The organism is Puniceibacterium confluentis (assembly GCF_007923445.1).
In the GTDB taxonomy this organism is placed as follows: domain Bacteria; phylum Pseudomonadota; class Alphaproteobacteria; order Rhodobacterales; family Rhodobacteraceae; genus Puniceibacterium; species Puniceibacterium confluentis.
Map to the genome: position 1 here is coordinate 125,353 of NZ_VOJI01000011.1, position 16,699 is coordinate 142,051.

12 protein-coding genes are annotated in these 16,699 nt (G+C 66.5%); 5 read left to right on the forward strand and 7 right to left on the reverse strand.

The window, feature by feature from the left end; all coding sequences use genetic code 11:
• Positions 1-26: 26 nt before the first annotated feature.
• The 4 genes from FOY53_RS13925 (at position 27) to FOY53_RS13940 (ending at position 4,774) form a co-directional block, all read left to right on the forward strand.
• On the forward strand, positions 27-1,343 hold the full coding sequence (locus FOY53_RS13925; protein ID WP_146589845.1) for an RNA polymerase factor sigma-54: 1,317 nt from the start codon (positions 27-29) through the stop codon (positions 1,341-1,343).
• A gap of 146 nt (positions 1,344-1,489) precedes the next feature.
• Complete coding sequence (locus FOY53_RS13930) at positions 1,490-2,716, forward strand: glutathionylspermidine synthase family protein (RefSeq protein WP_146589847.1); 1,227 nt, start codon at positions 1,490-1,492, stop codon at positions 2,714-2,716.
• A 15-nt stretch (positions 2,717-2,731) separates the two neighbouring features.
• Positions 2,732-3,313 (forward strand): DUF1190 domain-containing protein, encoded by a 582-nt coding sequence (locus FOY53_RS13935; RefSeq protein ID WP_146589849.1) that lies wholly within the window; start codon positions 2,732-2,734, stop codon positions 3,311-3,313.
• Positions 3,314-3,355: 42 nt separating this feature from the next.
• The gene (locus tag FOY53_RS13940; RefSeq protein ID WP_146589851.1) at positions 3,356-4,774 is read left to right on the forward strand and encodes a DUF6880 family protein; all 1,419 of its coding nucleotides are present in this window, start codon (positions 3,356-3,358) and stop codon (positions 4,772-4,774) included.
• 48 nt (positions 4,775-4,822) lie between these two features.
• On the opposite strand, the gene putA is transcribed toward FOY53_RS13940, so the two are convergent.
• Entirely contained in the window at positions 4,823-8,491 is a 3,669-nt protein-coding gene (putA, locus tag FOY53_RS13945; protein ID WP_146589853.1) for a bifunctional proline dehydrogenase/L-glutamate gamma-semialdehyde dehydrogenase PutA, read from the reverse strand.
• A gap of 192 nt (positions 8,492-8,683) precedes the next feature.
• Positions 8,684-9,604: a hydrogen peroxide-inducible genes activator gene (locus FOY53_RS13950; RefSeq protein WP_146589855.1), complete on the reverse strand. Its 921-nt coding sequence runs from the start codon at positions 9,602-9,604 to the stop codon at positions 8,684-8,686.
• A 142-nt stretch (positions 9,605-9,746) separates the two neighbouring features.
• On the opposite strand from FOY53_RS13950, the gene katG reads away from it, so the two are divergent.
• Positions 9,747-11,975: a catalase/peroxidase HPI gene (gene katG / locus FOY53_RS13955; RefSeq protein ID WP_146589857.1), complete on the forward strand. Its 2,229-nt coding sequence runs from the start codon at positions 9,747-9,749 to the stop codon at positions 11,973-11,975.
• A gap of 78 nt (positions 11,976-12,053) precedes the next feature.
• Here the strand turns inward: katG and FOY53_RS13960 are convergent, their stop codons facing one another.
• Genes FOY53_RS13960 through FOY53_RS13980 form a run of 5 tightly spaced genes read right to left on the reverse strand, consistent with a single transcriptional unit; the run spans position 12,054 to position 16,695 of the window.
• A complete protein-coding gene (locus FOY53_RS13960; RefSeq protein WP_146589859.1) occupies positions 12,054-13,124 on the reverse strand; it encodes an NAD(P)-dependent oxidoreductase in 1,071 nt (356 codons plus the stop codon).
• A gap of 9 nt (positions 13,125-13,133) precedes the next feature.
• Complete coding sequence (locus tag FOY53_RS13965; RefSeq protein ID WP_146589861.1) at positions 13,134-14,189, reverse strand: dipeptidase; 1,056 nt, start codon at positions 14,187-14,189, stop codon at positions 13,134-13,136.
• Positions 14,190-14,201: 12 nt separating this feature from the next.
• On the reverse strand, positions 14,202-14,966 hold the full coding sequence (locus FOY53_RS13970) for an ABC transporter ATP-binding protein (protein WP_146589863.1): 765 nt from the start codon (positions 14,964-14,966) through the stop codon (positions 14,202-14,204).
• Positions 14,963-15,796: an ABC transporter ATP-binding protein gene (locus FOY53_RS13975; protein ID WP_146589865.1), complete on the reverse strand. Its 834-nt coding sequence runs from the start codon at positions 15,794-15,796 to the stop codon at positions 14,963-14,965. The genes FOY53_RS13970 and FOY53_RS13975 overlap by 4 nt, the downstream gene beginning before the upstream one ends.
• Positions 15,793-16,695, reverse strand: coding sequence for an ABC transporter permease (locus FOY53_RS13980; RefSeq protein ID WP_146589969.1), 903 nt, complete (start codon positions 16,693-16,695; stop codon positions 15,793-15,795). Before FOY53_RS13980 ends, FOY53_RS13975 begins: the two co-directional genes overlap by 4 nt.
• Between the last annotated feature and the right edge of the window lie 4 nt (positions 16,696-16,699).

Consider the following 16,699-nt stretch of genomic DNA (forward strand, 5'->3'; position numbering starts at 1 on the left):
GGCGGGGGTCGCAGCAGGAGGCCGCGATGGCCCTGAACTTCACCCAGACCGCCCGCCACACCGGGACGCTGAACCACAGTCTGGTGCAGGCGATTGCCGTGATGCGGATGAGCCGCATCGAGTTGCAGGAACATCTGGCCGCCGCCGCCGAGTCCAACCCCTTTGTACAGCCGGAACGGCCGCGTCCGGCCTCTGGGGGCGGTGGGTCGGGCGACCGGGATCTCGGCGACGTGGCCGCGAGGACAGAGCCCAGCCTGTACCAGCATGTTGGCGAGCAGATCGCTTTCGCCTTCGACAATCCCTATTGCGCCGCTCTGGCGCAGGCGTTTCTGCGCGAGCTGGAGCCAAGCGGGTGGTTGGGGAAATCGCCCGAGCACATCGCGGCGGAATTGGGGGTGCCGCCGGGGGATTGCATGGATATCCTGTACCGGCTTCAGGCGCTGGAACCAGCGGGGCTGTTTGCCCGCGACCTGCGCGAATGCCTGCGTCTGCAGGCGTCCGAGCGCGGCGAACTGGATGCGTTGATGCTGGCGCTGCTGCGCGATCTCGATGCGGTGGCCGAGCTGAGTCCGGAACAGCTGGCGCGTCGGTTTCACTGCACGCCCGCCGACATCGCCGAGCGTCTGCGACTGATCCGCCGACTGGACCCGAAACCCGGCAGCCGGTTTGACACCGAACAGCCGGTGTTGCGCGACAGCGACGTCCTGGTGGTGGTGCGGGGGCAGGACCTGATCATCGAACTGAACAGCGCCAGCTTTCCCACCCTGCGCCGCGTGGCGCCGCTGGATACCGGCAAGGTCGCGCCGGAGCACCGCGACGGGCTGCGCAATCTGGTGGCCGAGGCGCGCGCCCTGCGCAATGCCTGCGCGCTGCGCCGGGCGACCTCGCTTGCCCTGGTCAGCGCGCTCTTTGCCCGTCAGCGCAGGTTCCTGTCCCGGGGATATGCGGCACTGGTGCCGATGCGGATGGGCGATGTAGCTGACGACATCGGCGTCAGCGAAGCCACCGTCTCGCGGATACTCAACGGGTTGTCGCTGCAATGTGCACAGGGCACGATCCCCGCGCGCAGTCTGTTCTGCGCCCCGGTGTCCCGAGGCACGGGCGACCAGACCAAACATGTCGCATTCGGGCGGATCCGCAGCCTGATTGCGGCAGAACCCGCGGATGCGCCGCTGAGCGACGGCAACATCGCGACGGAATTGCAGCGCAGCGGATTCACCGTGTCGCGGCGGACGGTCGCCAAATACCGGCAGGAACTGGGACTGGATGCGCCTGCGGACAGGCGCCGCCGCGCGCGGGTTGCAGCGCACCTCGTCAGCGCCCCGGCCCGCGCGCCGGAGTGAGGCCACCTGCGCTGCGGCCTCCTTCTGCACCCCCGGGCCGCTGGCTGGCCTGCCCGGCCCTGCATCGGCCACCCTGCGCACCCTTCCGCCGCTGGTAACCCGCACTATATTCCCGTACGAGGATAGCGAACCGGCGAGGGCAGGACATGCAGAGAATTACGATGCCCGAGCGGGCGGATTGGCGAGAGCTGGCCAAAGAGGTCGGCTTTACCTTTGCCGATATGCACGGCGAACCTTACTGGGACGAGACCTCGGCCTATCAGTTCACCCTGCGACAGATCGAAGATGATCTAGAAGACCCGGCCACCGAGCTGCACGCGATGTGCCGCGAGGCCGCCGCGCAGATCGTGCAGAGCGAGGACCTGCTGGACAAGCTGGGCATCCCGTCGGCCTATCACGATCTGGTGGCCGACAGCTGGCAGCAACAGCACCCCGAGGTCTATGGCCGGTTCGATCTGGTCTACGATGGAAGTTCGCCGGCCAAGCTCCTGGAATACAACGCCGACACGCCGACCTCGCTGTACGAGACGGCGTCATTCCAGTGGAGCTGGCTCGAAGGGCAGCTCGAGGCGCAGGTGCTGCGCGACGGCGATGACCAGTTCAACGGGCTGCACGAGGCACTGGTCGAACGGTTCCGCGCGTTGTTTGCGCCCGACAGTGACCTGCATTTCGCCGCCCAAACCGCCAGCGTCGAGGATTACGCCACGGTCGAGGCGATGGGCTGGGCGGCGCGCGAGGCGGGCCTGGGCGCGCATTACACCGATCTGGCCAAGATCGGCATCAGTGACGAAGGACAGTTTCTCGATGACGAGGACCGGGTGATCGGCACCCTGTTCAAGCTCTATCCCTGGGAGGAGATGCTGCGCGACGACTATGCGCAGCACCTGGCGGGGTCGGGCTGCCAGTTCATCGAGCCGCCTTGGAAGGCGCTGTTGTCCAACAAGGGCCTGCTGCCGGTGCTTTGGCAGATGTTCGAGGGCCATCCGAACCTGCTGCCCGCGTATTTCGAAAGCGATGTCGCCGAGGCGCTGGCCGGGCGCGGACGGGCGACCACTTCGGTGGCCAGCAGCTTCGAGCGGGCCCGCGACGGTCTGGCCCGGGGCTATGTCACCAAGCCGCTGTTTTCGCGGGAAGGCGCGGCGATCCGCATTGTCGAGAACGGTGCGCAGGTCCTGGCCTCGGATGACGCGGGCTATGGCGACCATCCGCGCATCGTGCAGGCCTATGCGCCACTGCCGACGTTTGACGGCTTTCATCCGATCATTGGCGCCTGGATCGTCGGACAGGCCTGCGCCGGCATCGGCATCCGCGAAGACCGCTCGCGCATCACCCAGGACCTGTCGCGCTTCAAGCCGCATTTCATCCGGGACTGACATCAGGAGAGAGACATGAGAAAACGATCCAGAACCGTCGCGCTCAGCATTCTTGGCGCCACTGCCTTTGCCCTTGCGGGCTGCCGCGAAGAGCAGGTCGACGCCCAGGCCTTTCCCGACATCGAAAGCTGCAAGGCGGCCTCCAGCCAGGGCGGGCTGTTCTCTGTGCAGGAATGTGATGCGGCCTTTGCCGAGGCACAGACCCTGCATGTGGAATCCGCGCCGCGCTATGACAGCGTGGCGGTCTGCGAGGAACAGCACGGCGAAGGTGCCTGCGGGTCCGAGGACCAGGTGGCCGGAGGCGGGTCGGGCAGCATCTTCATGCCGCTGCTGGCGGGCTATCTGATCGGCAACATGCTTGGCGGGCGCGGTGGTCTGGCGGGGGCGCAACCGCTCTATCGCAACGCCTCGGGCGGCTATACCGATGCGGCGCGCAGCAGCAGTTATTCCAGCAATTCGGGCAAGGCCAAACTCGGTGCCTCGAAATTCTCGAAACCGCCGGCAACGGTGGGCAAGGCACCGATGAGCCGCGCCACCGCCATGTCACGCGGTGGTTTTGGCAGTTCGGGCTCGTCGCGCGGCATGTTCGGCGGCTGACGGGGCTTTTCCCGGCCACGCCGGGATGGCAGAACGTGTGACATGTCAAAGAAAACGCTCAACGCCGCCAATCTGACCACACTCGGGGCCGAGCGGCTGGCCGACCTGCTGATCGAGGTCGCCCAGGGCAGCGCCGAGATCAAGCGCCGCCTGCGGCTGGAACTGAGCCACAACCTTGGCCCGCAGGAACTGGCCCGCGACGTGCGCAAGCGGCTGGCGAGCCTGCGCAAGTCCACCAGCCATGTGAGCTGGCGCAAGCGTCCGGCGCTGGTGCGCGATCTTGCCACCCAGAGCCAGATGATCACCGAGCGTATCGCGCCCGACGATGCGGTGCTGGGCTTTGACCTGTTGTGGGATTTTCTCGAAATGGCGCCGTCGGTGTTCGAGCGCGTCGATGACAGCCGGGGCGACGTCGGCGATGTCTTCCGCACCGCGCGGGCCTGTCTGGGGACGATCGCGCCACGCGCGATGCAGGATCCACAGGTGCTGGCCGAGCGGGTCTGGGACGCGGTGCGCGATGACGGGTACGGGGTCTTTGACGGGGTGATCGGGCTGCTCGCGCCGACGCTCGACGACGCGGGGCTGGGCCATCTCAAGGCGTTGGTGACGGATTTTGCCGACGCGCCGCTGCCCGAGCCGGACGAACCCCATGCGGCGCTGCGGTTCCTGCGGGATTTGCGCAGCAGTGGCGGCGACTACCGGGCCGAGCAGAAGGCGCGGCTGGTCCGTTCGATCCTGCAACAGATTGCCGACGCGCAGGGCGACACCGACGCCTACATTGCCCAGTATTCCGAAAGCGAGCTGTCGCACCCCCGCGTCGCCGCCAAGGCCGCGCGGCGGTTGCTGGACGCGGGCCGGGCCACCGAGGCGCTGGAGCTGCTGGGCGAGGTGGACGGCCAGGCGGGCGAGGAATGGGATCAGGTCTATGTCGATTGCCTGCTTGCATCGGGGCAGACAGAGGCCGCGCAACAGCATCGCTGGAGCCGGTTCACCGCGACGCTGGACCTGTCGTGCCTGCGCGATTACCTGAAGGTGCTGCCGGATTTTGACGATATCGAGGCCGAGGACCGCGCCACGGAGCACGCGCTGCGGTTTCCGGATGCGATGGCGGCGCTGGTTTTCCTTGTCAACTGGCCCGATCTGGTCAGCGCCGCCCGGCTGGCCGAGACCCGTTGCGAAGAGTTGGACGGCGACTGTTACGAGATCCTCACTCCCGCTGCCGAGGCGCTGCGCGCGCGGCACCCGCTGGCGGCGGTGATGTGCTGGCGGGCGATGATCGACTTTGCCCTGACCAAGGGGCGCGCCGGGCGTTACGGCCATGCGGCGGACCACCTGATGGACTGCGCGGCGCTGGACGGCGAGATTTCCGACTACGGCGCGCAGCCGAGCCATCTGCGCTATGTCGAGAGGCTGCGCGCCCGGCACGACCGCAAGACCGCGTTCTGGAGCCGGGTGGCATAGGTCGGCGCCGCCCGGAGGCGGGGCGGCGCTGACTCGGGTCCGGCTGGTTCAGGAGGTGGTCGCCAGCAGGCTGGCATTGCCGCCCGCCGCCGTGGTGTCGATGCACAGGTGGCGCTCGATCACATAGCGTTCGGGGGCGATCACTTCGGTCACCAGCGGCAGGATCGGTCCGTTGCGCCGCGATAGCGCGATCCGCAGGCTGCGGGTCCAGTCCGATGACCCGGCGGCGGCCACCACCGCGATGCCTTCGAGCGCTGTCAGCGTTTCGGCATCCACCGTGCCGTCCAGCGACACCACCGGCGCCCCCGCCGCGGACAGGGCCACGGCCATCGACGACAGGGCCCCCGGCACCACGATCAGCGCGCCACAGCCGGCGCCGGTCGCCTGGATGGCCTGCGCCACGGCGATGTCCTGCGTCGGGCCAAGGCAGAGCACCATGCCCCTGGGGAACATCCGCAGGCGATTGCTTTCGCCGGTCGGGCCGGGCAGGGTCCGGGGCGACGTGTCGAAGGCGGCGGTCTCCGCCAGAGCCCGGCGCACCACTCCGCTGCGGCCGCTGAGGGCAGCGCGCAGGACCGAGACCTTGTCGCCCCGCGCCGCCCAGTTGCGGGCGTCGATCTGGGCAATCGCCCGTTCTATCGCGGTCTTGCCGGAGATCGGGCCCACGGGGGCAGGCAGGGTGTCGACCCGACCGGTGCGGCGGAACCTGCCGAGGTACAGCGGGCCGCCGGCTTTGGGGCCGGTGCCCGACAGACCTTCGCCGCCGAACGGCTGGCTGCCAACGATGGCGCCGATCTGGTTGCGGTTGACGTAGGTGTTGCCGACATGGATGCGTTCGACGATCTGCTGCACCCGGTCGTCGATCCGGGTGTGCAGGCCGAACGTCAGCCCGTATTCCCGGGCGTTGATCGCATCGACCACCTTGTCGATGTCGCGCGCCCGGAAGGTGGCCACATGCAGCACCGGGCCGAATATCTCGCGCTCCATGTCCGCGATGCCGTTCACGCTGACCACCGCCGGGGTGACATAGGTGCCGCCGGTCGGGGCGGGCAGGGACTTCATCAGCGTCCCGGCTTTTTCATGCCCGGCGATGTAGTCCATGATGCCCTGCTGCGCCTCGGCATCAATCACCGGCGAGACGTCGACATCGGTGTTCCAGGGATCGCCGATCACCAGCGCCTCCATCGCTCCGTAGAGCATTTCGATCAGCCGGTCGCGCGCCTCTTCCTGGACGTACAGCATGCGCAGGGCCGAACAGCGCTGGCCCGCCGACTGGAACGACGAGATCAGGATGTCCCGCACCGCCTGTTCTGTGAGCGCGGTGGAATCGACGATCATCGCGTTCAGCCCGCCGGTTTCCGCGATCAGCACCGCATCCGGCCCGGCGTTGGCGGCCAGCGCCCGGTGGATGATCTGCGCCACCTCGGTCGAGCCGGTGAAACACACACCGGCGATGGCGGGCGAGGATGTCAGCGGCCCGCCCACGGTCGGCCCGTCGCCGGGCAGCAGTTGCAGCGCCGCCTCCGGCAGTCCCGCGTCGCGCATCAGTTGCACCGCGCGGGCGGCGATCATCGGCGTCTGTTCGGCGGGTTTGGCAAGCACCGCATTGCCTGCGGCGAGCGCCGCCGCGATCTGGCCGGTGAAAATCGCCAGCGGAAAGTTCCAGGGGCTGATGCAGACAAAGACACCGCGCGGGGTGCCGGGGTCCTCATCCTCCAGCCGCTCGGCCTCGTTTGCGTAATAGCGCAGGAAATCCACCGCCTCGCGCACCTCGGCGATGCCGTCCAGCAGCGTCTTGCCCGCCTCGCGGGTGGCGATGGCGGTGAGTTCCGCGATGTTGTCCTCGTATAGATCGGCGACACGGCGCAGGACATTGGCGCGTTCGCCCACCGGCACGGCGGACCAGTGCGCAAAGCCCGCCGGGGCGGCGTCGAGGGCCGCGGCGACCTCGTCCGCCGTGGTGTCCTGCACGGTGCCCACGACGCGGGTGCTGTCGGCTGGCGAATAGACCTCGCGCGCCTTGCCCTGCGGGGCCGGGTTGCCCGCGATCATCGGGCTGGCGGACCAGGTCGCACTGGCAAAGGCGTCGCGCGCCGACAGCAGCGGCAGGATTGATGCGGGTTCGTTGACGCGAAAGCCCCTGGAGTTCGGTCGCTCCGGCATGAACAGATCGCCCGGCAGGGATATCGTCGGGTTGGCGACCTGGCCGTTCAGGGCGCGCACCTCGGTCAGCGGATCGGTCGAGATCGCGGTCGACGGGATCGAGGTGTCGACAATCTGGTTCACGAAGGACGAATTCGCGCCGTTTTCCAGCAGGCGGCGCACGAGATAGGCCAGCAGATCGCGGTGCGCCCCGACCGGCGCATAGATCCGGCAGCGGGTGCCTTCGCTCTCCTTGACGATGGCGTGCAGCGATTCCCCCATGCCGTGCAGCCGCTGGAATTCAAAGCAGTCCCTGTCATTGCCCGCCATTGCGATCACCGCGGCGCAGGTGTGGGCGTTGTGGGTGGCAAACTGCGGATAGATCCGGTCGCGCCGGTCCATCAGCATCTGCGCGCAGGCCATGTAAGAAGTGTCGGTGTTAATCTTGCGGGTGAACACCGGGAAACGTTCGACACCCAGCTCCTGCGCCAGCTTGATCTCGGTGTCCCAGTAGGCGCCTTTGACCAGACGCACCATGATCCGGCGGTCATAGCGTTCCGCCATGTCGTAGAGCGTTTCGATCACCGGTGCCGCGCGACGGCCATAGGCCTGTACCACCACGCCGAAACCGTCCCAGCCCTTCAGGCCCTCGTCTGCCAGCATCGCCTCGATCACATCCAGCGACAGGTCAAGCCGGTCCTGCTCTTCGGCGTCGATGTTAAAGCCGATCTGCGCCCGGGCTGCCTGCCTTGCGAGATCCAGCGCACGGGGCAGCAGTTCGGCCAGGACCGTCGATCGGTGGGTGAATTCGTACCGGGGGTGCAGCGCCGACAGCTTGACCGAGATCCCGGGCGAGGAACGCACATCGCCCCTGGCCTGTTTGGCAATTGCTCCGATGGCCGAGGCATATGCCGCGTGATAGCGCACCGCGTCGGCATCGGTCCGGGCGGCTTCGCCCAGCATGTCGTATGAATAGGTGTAGCCCTTCTTCTCGAGCTCACGGGCGTTGCGCATCCCTTCGGCAATGGTCTGTCCCAACACGAACTGACGTCCGAGAATCTTCATCGACTGGCCGACGGCGGTGCGTACCACCGGCTCGCCCAGGCGCTTTACCACCCCGCGCAGAACCCGGGCCGGGGCGCGGGGGTCATCATCCAGAACCCGGCCCGTCAGCATCAGCGCCCATGTCGAGGCATTGACCAGCGAGGACGAGGAATGGCCCAGATGCGCGCCCCAGTTGGACGGCGCGATCTTGTCCTCGATCAGGTCGTCGATGGTTTCGGCGTCCGGCACCCGCAACAGGGCTTCGGCCAGACACATGAGTCCGACGCCCTCCTCGGTGGATAGGCCATATTCGGCGAGGAACGCCTCCATCATCGACGGCGACGTCTCGCGCCGCACCCGGTCGACATAGCGTGCCCCGGCGGCGGCAACCTTGGCGCGTTCGGCATCCGTCAGTTTGATGCGGGCCGCAAGCGCCTCGATCATCGTGGCTTCGTCCGCGGTATAATTGGCGCGGACCTGCTGGCGGAACGGATTGGCGGCGGCATAGTCGCGCGGGGCGGTGGCGGTCATGAATGCACTCTCCTGAGTAGAACGAAGCGGTCCGCTGCGGGCGGCCGACCTTCATTTCCGGAAACGCTAAACTGAAGCGATGCGGATGCAAGCCTTGGCTTGTGTGCCGGTATCAATACGGGAAATGTGACAAGTCAAAGCGAAAATCGCATTATGTTCGTCCTGAGAAACCGCCTGTTTTCAGTCGGCCCTTCAAGCGCCGTTGGACGTCGGCACCGGTGAATCAGGGGCCAGGCTGGCAGCGAGTCCTTTGGCGAGAGCGGCCAGTTCCTGTGCCAGCGGTGTGGATTTGCGCCAGATCATGCCCACGGTGCGGGTCGGCTGCGGATCCTCAAAGCGGCCAATCACCACCGGTGCCGACCGCGCCTCGGCTGAAATTGCCATCTCGGGCAGCAGAGTAACGCCAATCCCGGCGCCGACCATCTGCACCAGCGTCGACAACGAGGAGGCATCGAGCCCGTATTTTGCCCGCCCTGCGGCAATATCGCAGAACGACAAGGCCTGATCGCGAAAGCAATGCCCTTCTTCCAGCAGCAACAGCCGCATTTCGCGCAGGGACTCGCGGTCGGGCATCGGACGGCCGCCATCATCCCAGTGACGCACCAGCACGAAGGCTTCGGTGAACAGGGCCACTTCGGTGAGCGACGGCTCCGAGACCGGCAGCGCAACGATGGCGGTGTCCAGGTGACCTTCTTCCAGCTCGGCGATCAGCTTGGGCGTGGTGGTTTCACGGATATGAATGTCGAGCGAGGGCCAGTTTCGGGTCAGGCTGCGGATCATTGCGGGCACAAGGTAGGGGGCGATGGTCGGAATCACACCGATGCGCAACCGCCCCGACAGCCCGCCCTGTGACAGACGCGCCAGATCGTCGAGCTCGTCGACCTTGCGCAGGATCTCCCGCGCTCGGATGGCGAATTCGCTCCCGAACGGGGTGAGCCGCACCGAGCGCGGGCCGCGTTCGAACAGCGACACCGACAGGCCGGCCTCCAACTCGCGAATCTGCACCGACAGCGCCGGCTGCGATATCGCGGACGCCTCGGCGGCATGGCCAAAATGGCCGTGTCGGGCCAGAGCCTCGAAATAACGCAGCTGTTTGAGGGTGATGTTGGCCATAACTTCAGATTATCGCCGGCATATGTAAATGCAACTTAAATCAATCGCTGACCCCTGCTATACGGTCCCGGTAACACCATCGCCAAAGCGGTGACGGGCGCGCCATTCAAGGCTGGCCCGGTCCACTCACAGGGAGATCCACATGGACGGAAATGACGCAAGCGCAGGCAAATGCCCGGTACTTCACGGTGCAAAGACACTGCACACGACCAACCGCACCCGGACGAATCGCGACTGGTGGCCAAACCAGCTCAATCTGAAGATCCTGCATCAGAACCTGCCGCAGGCTGATCCGAACGGTGCCGAGTTCGACTATGCCGCCGAGTTCGCCAAGCTGGACCTTTCCGCGGTCAAGGCCGATCTCACCGCGCTGATGACCGACAGCCAGCCCTGGTGGCCGGCCGATTACGGCCATTACGGCCCGTTTTTTGTGCGCATGGCCTGGCACTCGGCCGGCACCTACCGCACTGCCGACGGGCGGGGCGGGTCGACCTCGGGGTCGCAGCGGTTCGCGCCGCTGAACTCGTGGCCGGACAACGGCAACCTCGACAAGGCGCGCCGCCTGCTTTGGCCGATCAAGCAGAAATACGGCAACAGCCTCAGCTGGGCCGACCTCTTCATTCTGGCGGGCAACGTCGCGATGGAGAGCATGGGCTTCAAGACCTTCGGCTTTGGCGGCGGACGTGCGGACATCTACGAGCCCGAGGAAGACATCTATTGGGGTGTCGAGGACGAATGGCTGGGCACCAAGGACGAACGGTATGATGCGGGAGAGGACGGCCTGGGCCGGTTTCTGGAAAATCCGCTGGCCGCCGTTCAGATGGGTCTGATCTACGTCAATCCCGAGGGCCCCAACGGCAACCCCGATCCGCTGAAGTCGGCGTTCGACATCCGCGACACCTTTGGCCGCATGGCGATGAACGACGCGGAAACCGTCGCCTTGGTCGCGGGGGGGCATACCTTTGGCAAGGCGCATGGCGCGGGGGATGCGACGCTGGTGGGCGTCGAGCCCGAAGGCGGCGCAATGGAGGACATGGGGTTCGGCTGGAAGAACACCTTTGAAACCGGACACGGCGCCCACACTACCACCAGTGGCATCGAAGGTGCCTGGAAACCCAACCCGACGACCTGGGACATGGGATACCTTGAAACCCTTCTGGGCAACGACTGGGAACTGACCAGGTCTCCGGCCGGTGCGAACCAGTGGCGGCCGGCCGGGGGTACCATGGCGGATGCGGTGCAGGACGCACATGATCCGTCCAAGCGTCACGCGCCGATGATGACCACTGCTGACATGGCGCTGAAGCTTGACCCGGAATACGCGAAGATTTCGCAGCACTACCTTGAAAACCCCGAAGTTTTCGCGGACGCCTATGCCCGTGCCTGGTTCAAGCTGACCCATCGCGACATGGGGCCGAAGGTGCGGTATCTCGGCGCCGAAGTGCCCGCCGAAGACCTGATCTGGCAGGATCCGATCCCGGCTGTCGACTACGACATGATCGACGCGGCCGACATCGCCAGCCTCAAGGCCAAGCTGCTCGTCAGCGGCCTGACGCCGTCGGAACTGATCCAGACCGCCTGGGCATCGGCTTCGTCGTTCCGCGGCTCGGACAAGCGCGGCGGCGCCAACGGGGCCCGCATCCGTCTGGCACCGCAAAAGGATTGGGAGGCGAACCGTCCGGCGCAGCTGGCCCGCGTTCTGGGGGTAATGGAAGGCATCAAGACCGCATTCGACGCGGCGAATGGCGCGAAAAAAGTCAGCCTGGCCGATCTGATCGTGCTGGGGGGTGTTGCGGCTGTGGAGCAGGCGGCGGCAGCCGGTGGTCACGCGGTCGAGGTGCCCTTCACTCCGGGGCGCGCCGATGCCACCCAAGAGCAGACCGACACCGAGAGCTTTGAGCCGCTCGAGCCGCGTGCCGACGGTTTCCGCAACTTCCAGGCGGCGGATTTCACCGCCTCTCCCGAGGAACTGCTGGTCGACCGGGCGCAGCTTCTGACCCTGACCGCGCCAGAGATGACGGTGCTGGTTGGCGGGCTTCGGGCGCTGGATGCGAACGCGGGCGGGTCGCGTCACGGGGTCTTTACCGACCGTCCGGGCACGCTCAGCACCGACTTCTTCCGCAACCTTCTGGATATGGGGACCGAATGGAAGCCGGTGAGCGACGGTGCAACGGTCTATGAGGGCCGCGATCGTGCGACCGGTGCCGCCAAATGGACCGGCACCCGCTGCGATCTGGTATTCGGTTCGAACTCGCAGTTGCGGGCGATTGCCGAAGTCTATGCCCAGGACGATGCCGGGGCGAAATTCGTCCGGGATTTCGTCGCGGCCTGGACCAAGGTGATGGAACTTGACCGCTTCGATCTGAAATAAGGTCGCAGGCCCGGTTGCGGGCTCATCGTGAAAACCATCAAAAGCGGCCGTCCCTGCGGCCGCTTTTGTCGTGCCGCCCTAACGGGACGGGAACACTTCGTAACCAGAGGCTTCGGGTTCGTCGTCGATCAGTGTGCGCGGAAAGCCGTCGGCCAGAACCTTCAGGCCGGTGGCCTCTTCCAGCCGTTCGATGATGCGGTCCGACTGCGCCCGGCTGCCATAGCGGCGCGCCCCGTCCTGCATGATGGCGATCACCTGCGGGGACAGCTCAAGCGGCACGCCGGCGGCCTCCGCGAGCGCCTGGAACAGGCCGATGTCCTTGAGCACGAGATCCATGGTGAAATCCACGTCCCGTGCGCCCGACAGGATCAGCTGGCTTTCGGTTTCATGCACGAATGAGGTGCCGGACGAGATCCGGATCGCCTCGTAGGTGGTGGCCATGTCCAGCCCCTGCGCCTGCATCGTGACCAGCGCCTCGCACAGGGTCAGCAGGTTGGCCGTGGCCAGGTAGTTTGTCATCACCTTCAGCTTTGACGCGGTGCCGACAGGACCGGTGTGCAGCACCCGCCGCCCCAGGATGGTGAGCAGCGGCAACACCTGTTCAAAGGCCGTGCGCTCGCAGCCCGCAAAGATCGAGATATTGCCGGTTGCTGCCCGGTGACAGCCACCCGACACCGGGCATTCCACCGCCAGCGCCCCGGTTGCCGCGACGCGCGCCGCCTGATCGACGATCTGCACCGGGTCGGTCGTTGACATTTCAAGCCAGATTTTTCCGGGTTCCATTTCCGGCAGCATCTGCGCCAGGACCGTCTCGGACGCGGCCGGGCTGGGCAGGCTGGTGATCACCACGTCACAGGCGCGCATCATCGCGCCCGGGTCGGCGGCGGTCGACGCGCCGCGGGCCACAAAATCGGCAACCGGGGCCGGGTCGCGGTCCAGCACCGCAAGCGCGATGCCGTTGCGCAGCAGGCTGCCTGCCAGCTTGGCGCCGACCGCGCCCAATCCGATGAAACCTACCTGCATGCTCTGTGCCCCTGTCTGTGCAGGGGCAGGGTGGGCCGTGCGCCCGGCCGTTGTCCGCTCCGAAACCGACGCCTGAGAGCGCAATTGCACGCGCCCGCGGGCGTCAGTCCGGCACGCCCCCGGCATGGCGGGGGCTCAGAGGGTGCGTTCCAGAACCGACATCCAGTTGCCGTGCGCCAGCTTGGTCAGCAGGGCATCGTCGTACCCATGCCCGCGCAGCGCCTGCATCAGCCCCGGCAGCCCGGCGACGTCACTGATATCCCGCGGCACCGTTGCCCCGTCAAAGTCAGAGCCAAAGCCGACATGATCCTCGCCCAGGTGCGCAATCAGATGGTCCAGATGCTGCAGCACCGGCTCCAACGACATGTCGGCCGAGCGCTTGCCGTCCGGGCGCAGGAAACAGGTGGCAAAGTTCAGACCGACCATGCCGCCACTGTCACGGATCACGGCAAGCTGGCGGTCTGTCAGATTGCGCGCCCCCGGTGTTACGGCATGGGCGTTGGAGTGGGTGGCGACCAGCGGCGCGTCGGAAATCCGCGCCACGTCGTCAAAACCCTTTTCGTTGAGATGCGACAGGTCCACCAGAATGCGCAATTGGTTGCACAGCCGCACCAGATCCTTGCCCGCCCCTGTCAGCCCGTCACCGGTGTCCGGCCCCGAGGGGTAGGCAAAGGGCACGCCGTGTCCAAAGACCGTCGGGCGGCTCCAGACCGGCCCGACCGACCGCAGGCCCATGGCGTGGAATACATAAAGCGCGTCGAGATCTTCGCCGATAGGCTCGGCCCCTTCGAAGTGCATCAGCGCGGCGACGACGCCGGCGGCCAGGCAATCGCGCAGCTCCTGGGCGGTGCGGCAGATCCTGAAGGCGCCCTGCGCGGCCCGCTCCATCCACAACAGGTGACCCGCCATCTGCAGCGCAATGTTCTGGGCGTGGTCGATATGCACCGGCTTCGGCAGCTCGAGCTGGTATGGCGGATTGTCCATCAGCGCATCGACATCGCCGAGACCTTCGGGGGAGGGGATGTAAATCGCGAAAAAACCGCCGGCGAATCCGCCCGCCCGCATCCGCGGCAGGTCAAGATGGCCGGTGCCGTCGCCCTTCAGCCAGATCGCATGACGCCGTGCGGGATCGCGCAGCAGCCGCAGCAGGAAGTCGTTGTGGCCATCAAAGACCGGAAATTCTGAGGACACGTCGGGCTCCTGTCAGCTCGGGGTCGGCGGTTGGAACCCGCTGCTGGCGCGCAGCAGATCCTTTGTGTAATCCTGCTGCGCCGCCTTGTGTTGCAGGGCACTGCGGGTCAGTTCCTCGACCACAAGACCGTGCTGCATGACGATCAGCCGCTCGCACATATGCGCAACCACGGCCAGATCGTGGCTGACCAGAAGATAGGTGAGACCGCGCCGGGCCCGCAGATCGTCGAGCAGGTTCAGCACCTCGGCCTGAATCGAGGCATCCAGCGCCGAGGTCGGCTCGTCCAGCAGCAGCACGCTGGGTTCAAGGATCAGCGCCCGGGCGATGGCGACGCGCTGGCGCTGCCCGCCCGATAGCTGGTGCGGGAAACGGAAGCGAAAGCCGGTGCCGAGGCCGACATCGTTCAGCGCCTGCGCGATACGGTCTTCGACATCTGCAAAGCCGTGAATGGCCAGCGGCTCGGACAGCACCTTGTCCACCGTGTGGCGCGGATGCAGCGAGGCATAGGGATCCTGGAACACCATCTGCACATTGCGGTAGAACTCGGCAGAGCGGGGTGTGTCGACGGGCGCCCCGTCAATGCGCACCCTGCCGCCGCTGATCGGTGCAAGACCGCAGATTGCGCGCAGAACCGTGGATTTTCCCGAACCGGATTCACCGACAATGCCAAAGCTTTCGCCGCGCGCCACGTCAAAGCTGACACCGCGCACCGCGCGCACCGTGTCGCGGCCGTGGCCGAAGGTGACCTCGAGCCCGTCGCAGGAGACCAGACTCACGCCAGCCACGCCGGATCACGTTTCAGGGTCGGCAGCGGCCGCTGACCGCCGTCGATCTGCGGCAGGCAGTTCAGCAGGCCACGGGTGTAGGGGTGTTGTGCGTTGTGCAATTCGCTTGCCTTCAGTTCCTCGACCATGCGGCCGGCATACATCACCAGCACCCTGTCGCAGAACGAGGACACCAGCCGCAGGTCATGGCTGATGAAGATCAGCCCCATGCCGCGCTGGGTCACCAGATCGTCCAGGATGCGCAGCACGTCCAGCTGCACGGTGACGTCGAGCGCCGAGGTCGGCTCGTCCGCGATCAGCAGGTCCGGTTCGGTGATCAGCATCATGGCGATCATCGCGCGCTGCCCCATGCCGCCCGAAAGCTCGTGCGGGTAGGCGTTGTAGACGCGCTCGGGGTTGCGGATCTGCACCGCCTCCAGCATCGCCATGGCGCGGTCCTTCGCCTCGCGTTTCGGGGCGTTGTCCTGACGGCGAAAGGCCTCGACGATCTGGCGGCCGATCGTCATCACCGGATTGAGCGAGAATTTGGGATCCTGCATCACCATGCTCATCCGCCGCCCGCGCAGCCTGCGCCATGTGGCGGCGCTGGCGCCGCGCAGGTCAATGCCGTCGAATTCCAGCCGCTGCGCGGTGACGCGGCCCGAGGGCGGGGTCAGGCCGAGAATGGCGCGCCCGGTCTGGGATTTGCCCGAGCCGCTTTCCCCGACGATGCCCAGCCGTTCGCGGCCCAGATCAAAGCTGACGCCGCGCACCACCTCGACCGGGCCGGAGCGGGACGGAAAGGCGATGCGCAGGTCTTTCACGTGCAGGATATCGCTCATTTCTCGCCTTTCGGGTCCAGCACGTCGCGCAGGCCGTCGCCCAGCAGGTTGAACCCGAGGCTGACCACGAAGATGGCGATGCCGGGCATGGTCGCGACCCACCAGAAGTCGATGATGAAGCGGCGGCCGGATGCGATCATCGCCCCCCATTCCGGCTGCGGCGGCTGTGCGCCGAGGCCGAGAAATCCAAGGCCGGCCGCCGTCAGGATGATCCCCGCCATGTCAAGTGTGACGCGGACGATGACGGACGACATGCACAGGGGCACCACGTGACCCCAGATGATGCGCGGGCTCCGCGCGCCCTGCAGGCGGATCGCGGCGATGTAGTCGGTGTTGCGGATGGTCAGCGTCTCGGCCCGCGCAAGGCGGGCGTAGGGCGGCCACGACGTGATGGCGATGGCGATCACCGCGTTCTCGATCCCGGGCCCCAGGGCCGCGACGAAGGCCAGAGCCAGGATCAGGCGCGGGAAGGCGAGGAAGATGTCGGTGATGCGCATCAGGATCGTATCGACCCAGCCGCCGAAATAGCCCGCCGTGGTGCCGACCGCCAGACCGATGGGGGTGGCGATGAGGGCGACCATTGCCACCACCAGCAGCGTCACCCGGCTGCCATAGACAATGCGCGAAAAGATGTCGCGTGCCAGGTCGTCGGTGCCCATGAGGTGCGTCCAACTGGGCGCCAGCAGGCGTTCGGTCCGCAGGTCTCCGGCGGTATAGGGGTCGAACGGTGCAATCACATCGGCAAAGATCGCCATCAGGATCAGCACCACCACGATGCCAAGGCCCAGCATCGCCAGCCGGTTCTGCCGCAGGTGCAGCCAGGTGCGGTAGCTCTGCCCCAGCTTGGCCTGCCGGCGCGAGGTGGGCTGGTCCGAAAGCAGCCAGTCGCGGGTTGTCATCTCG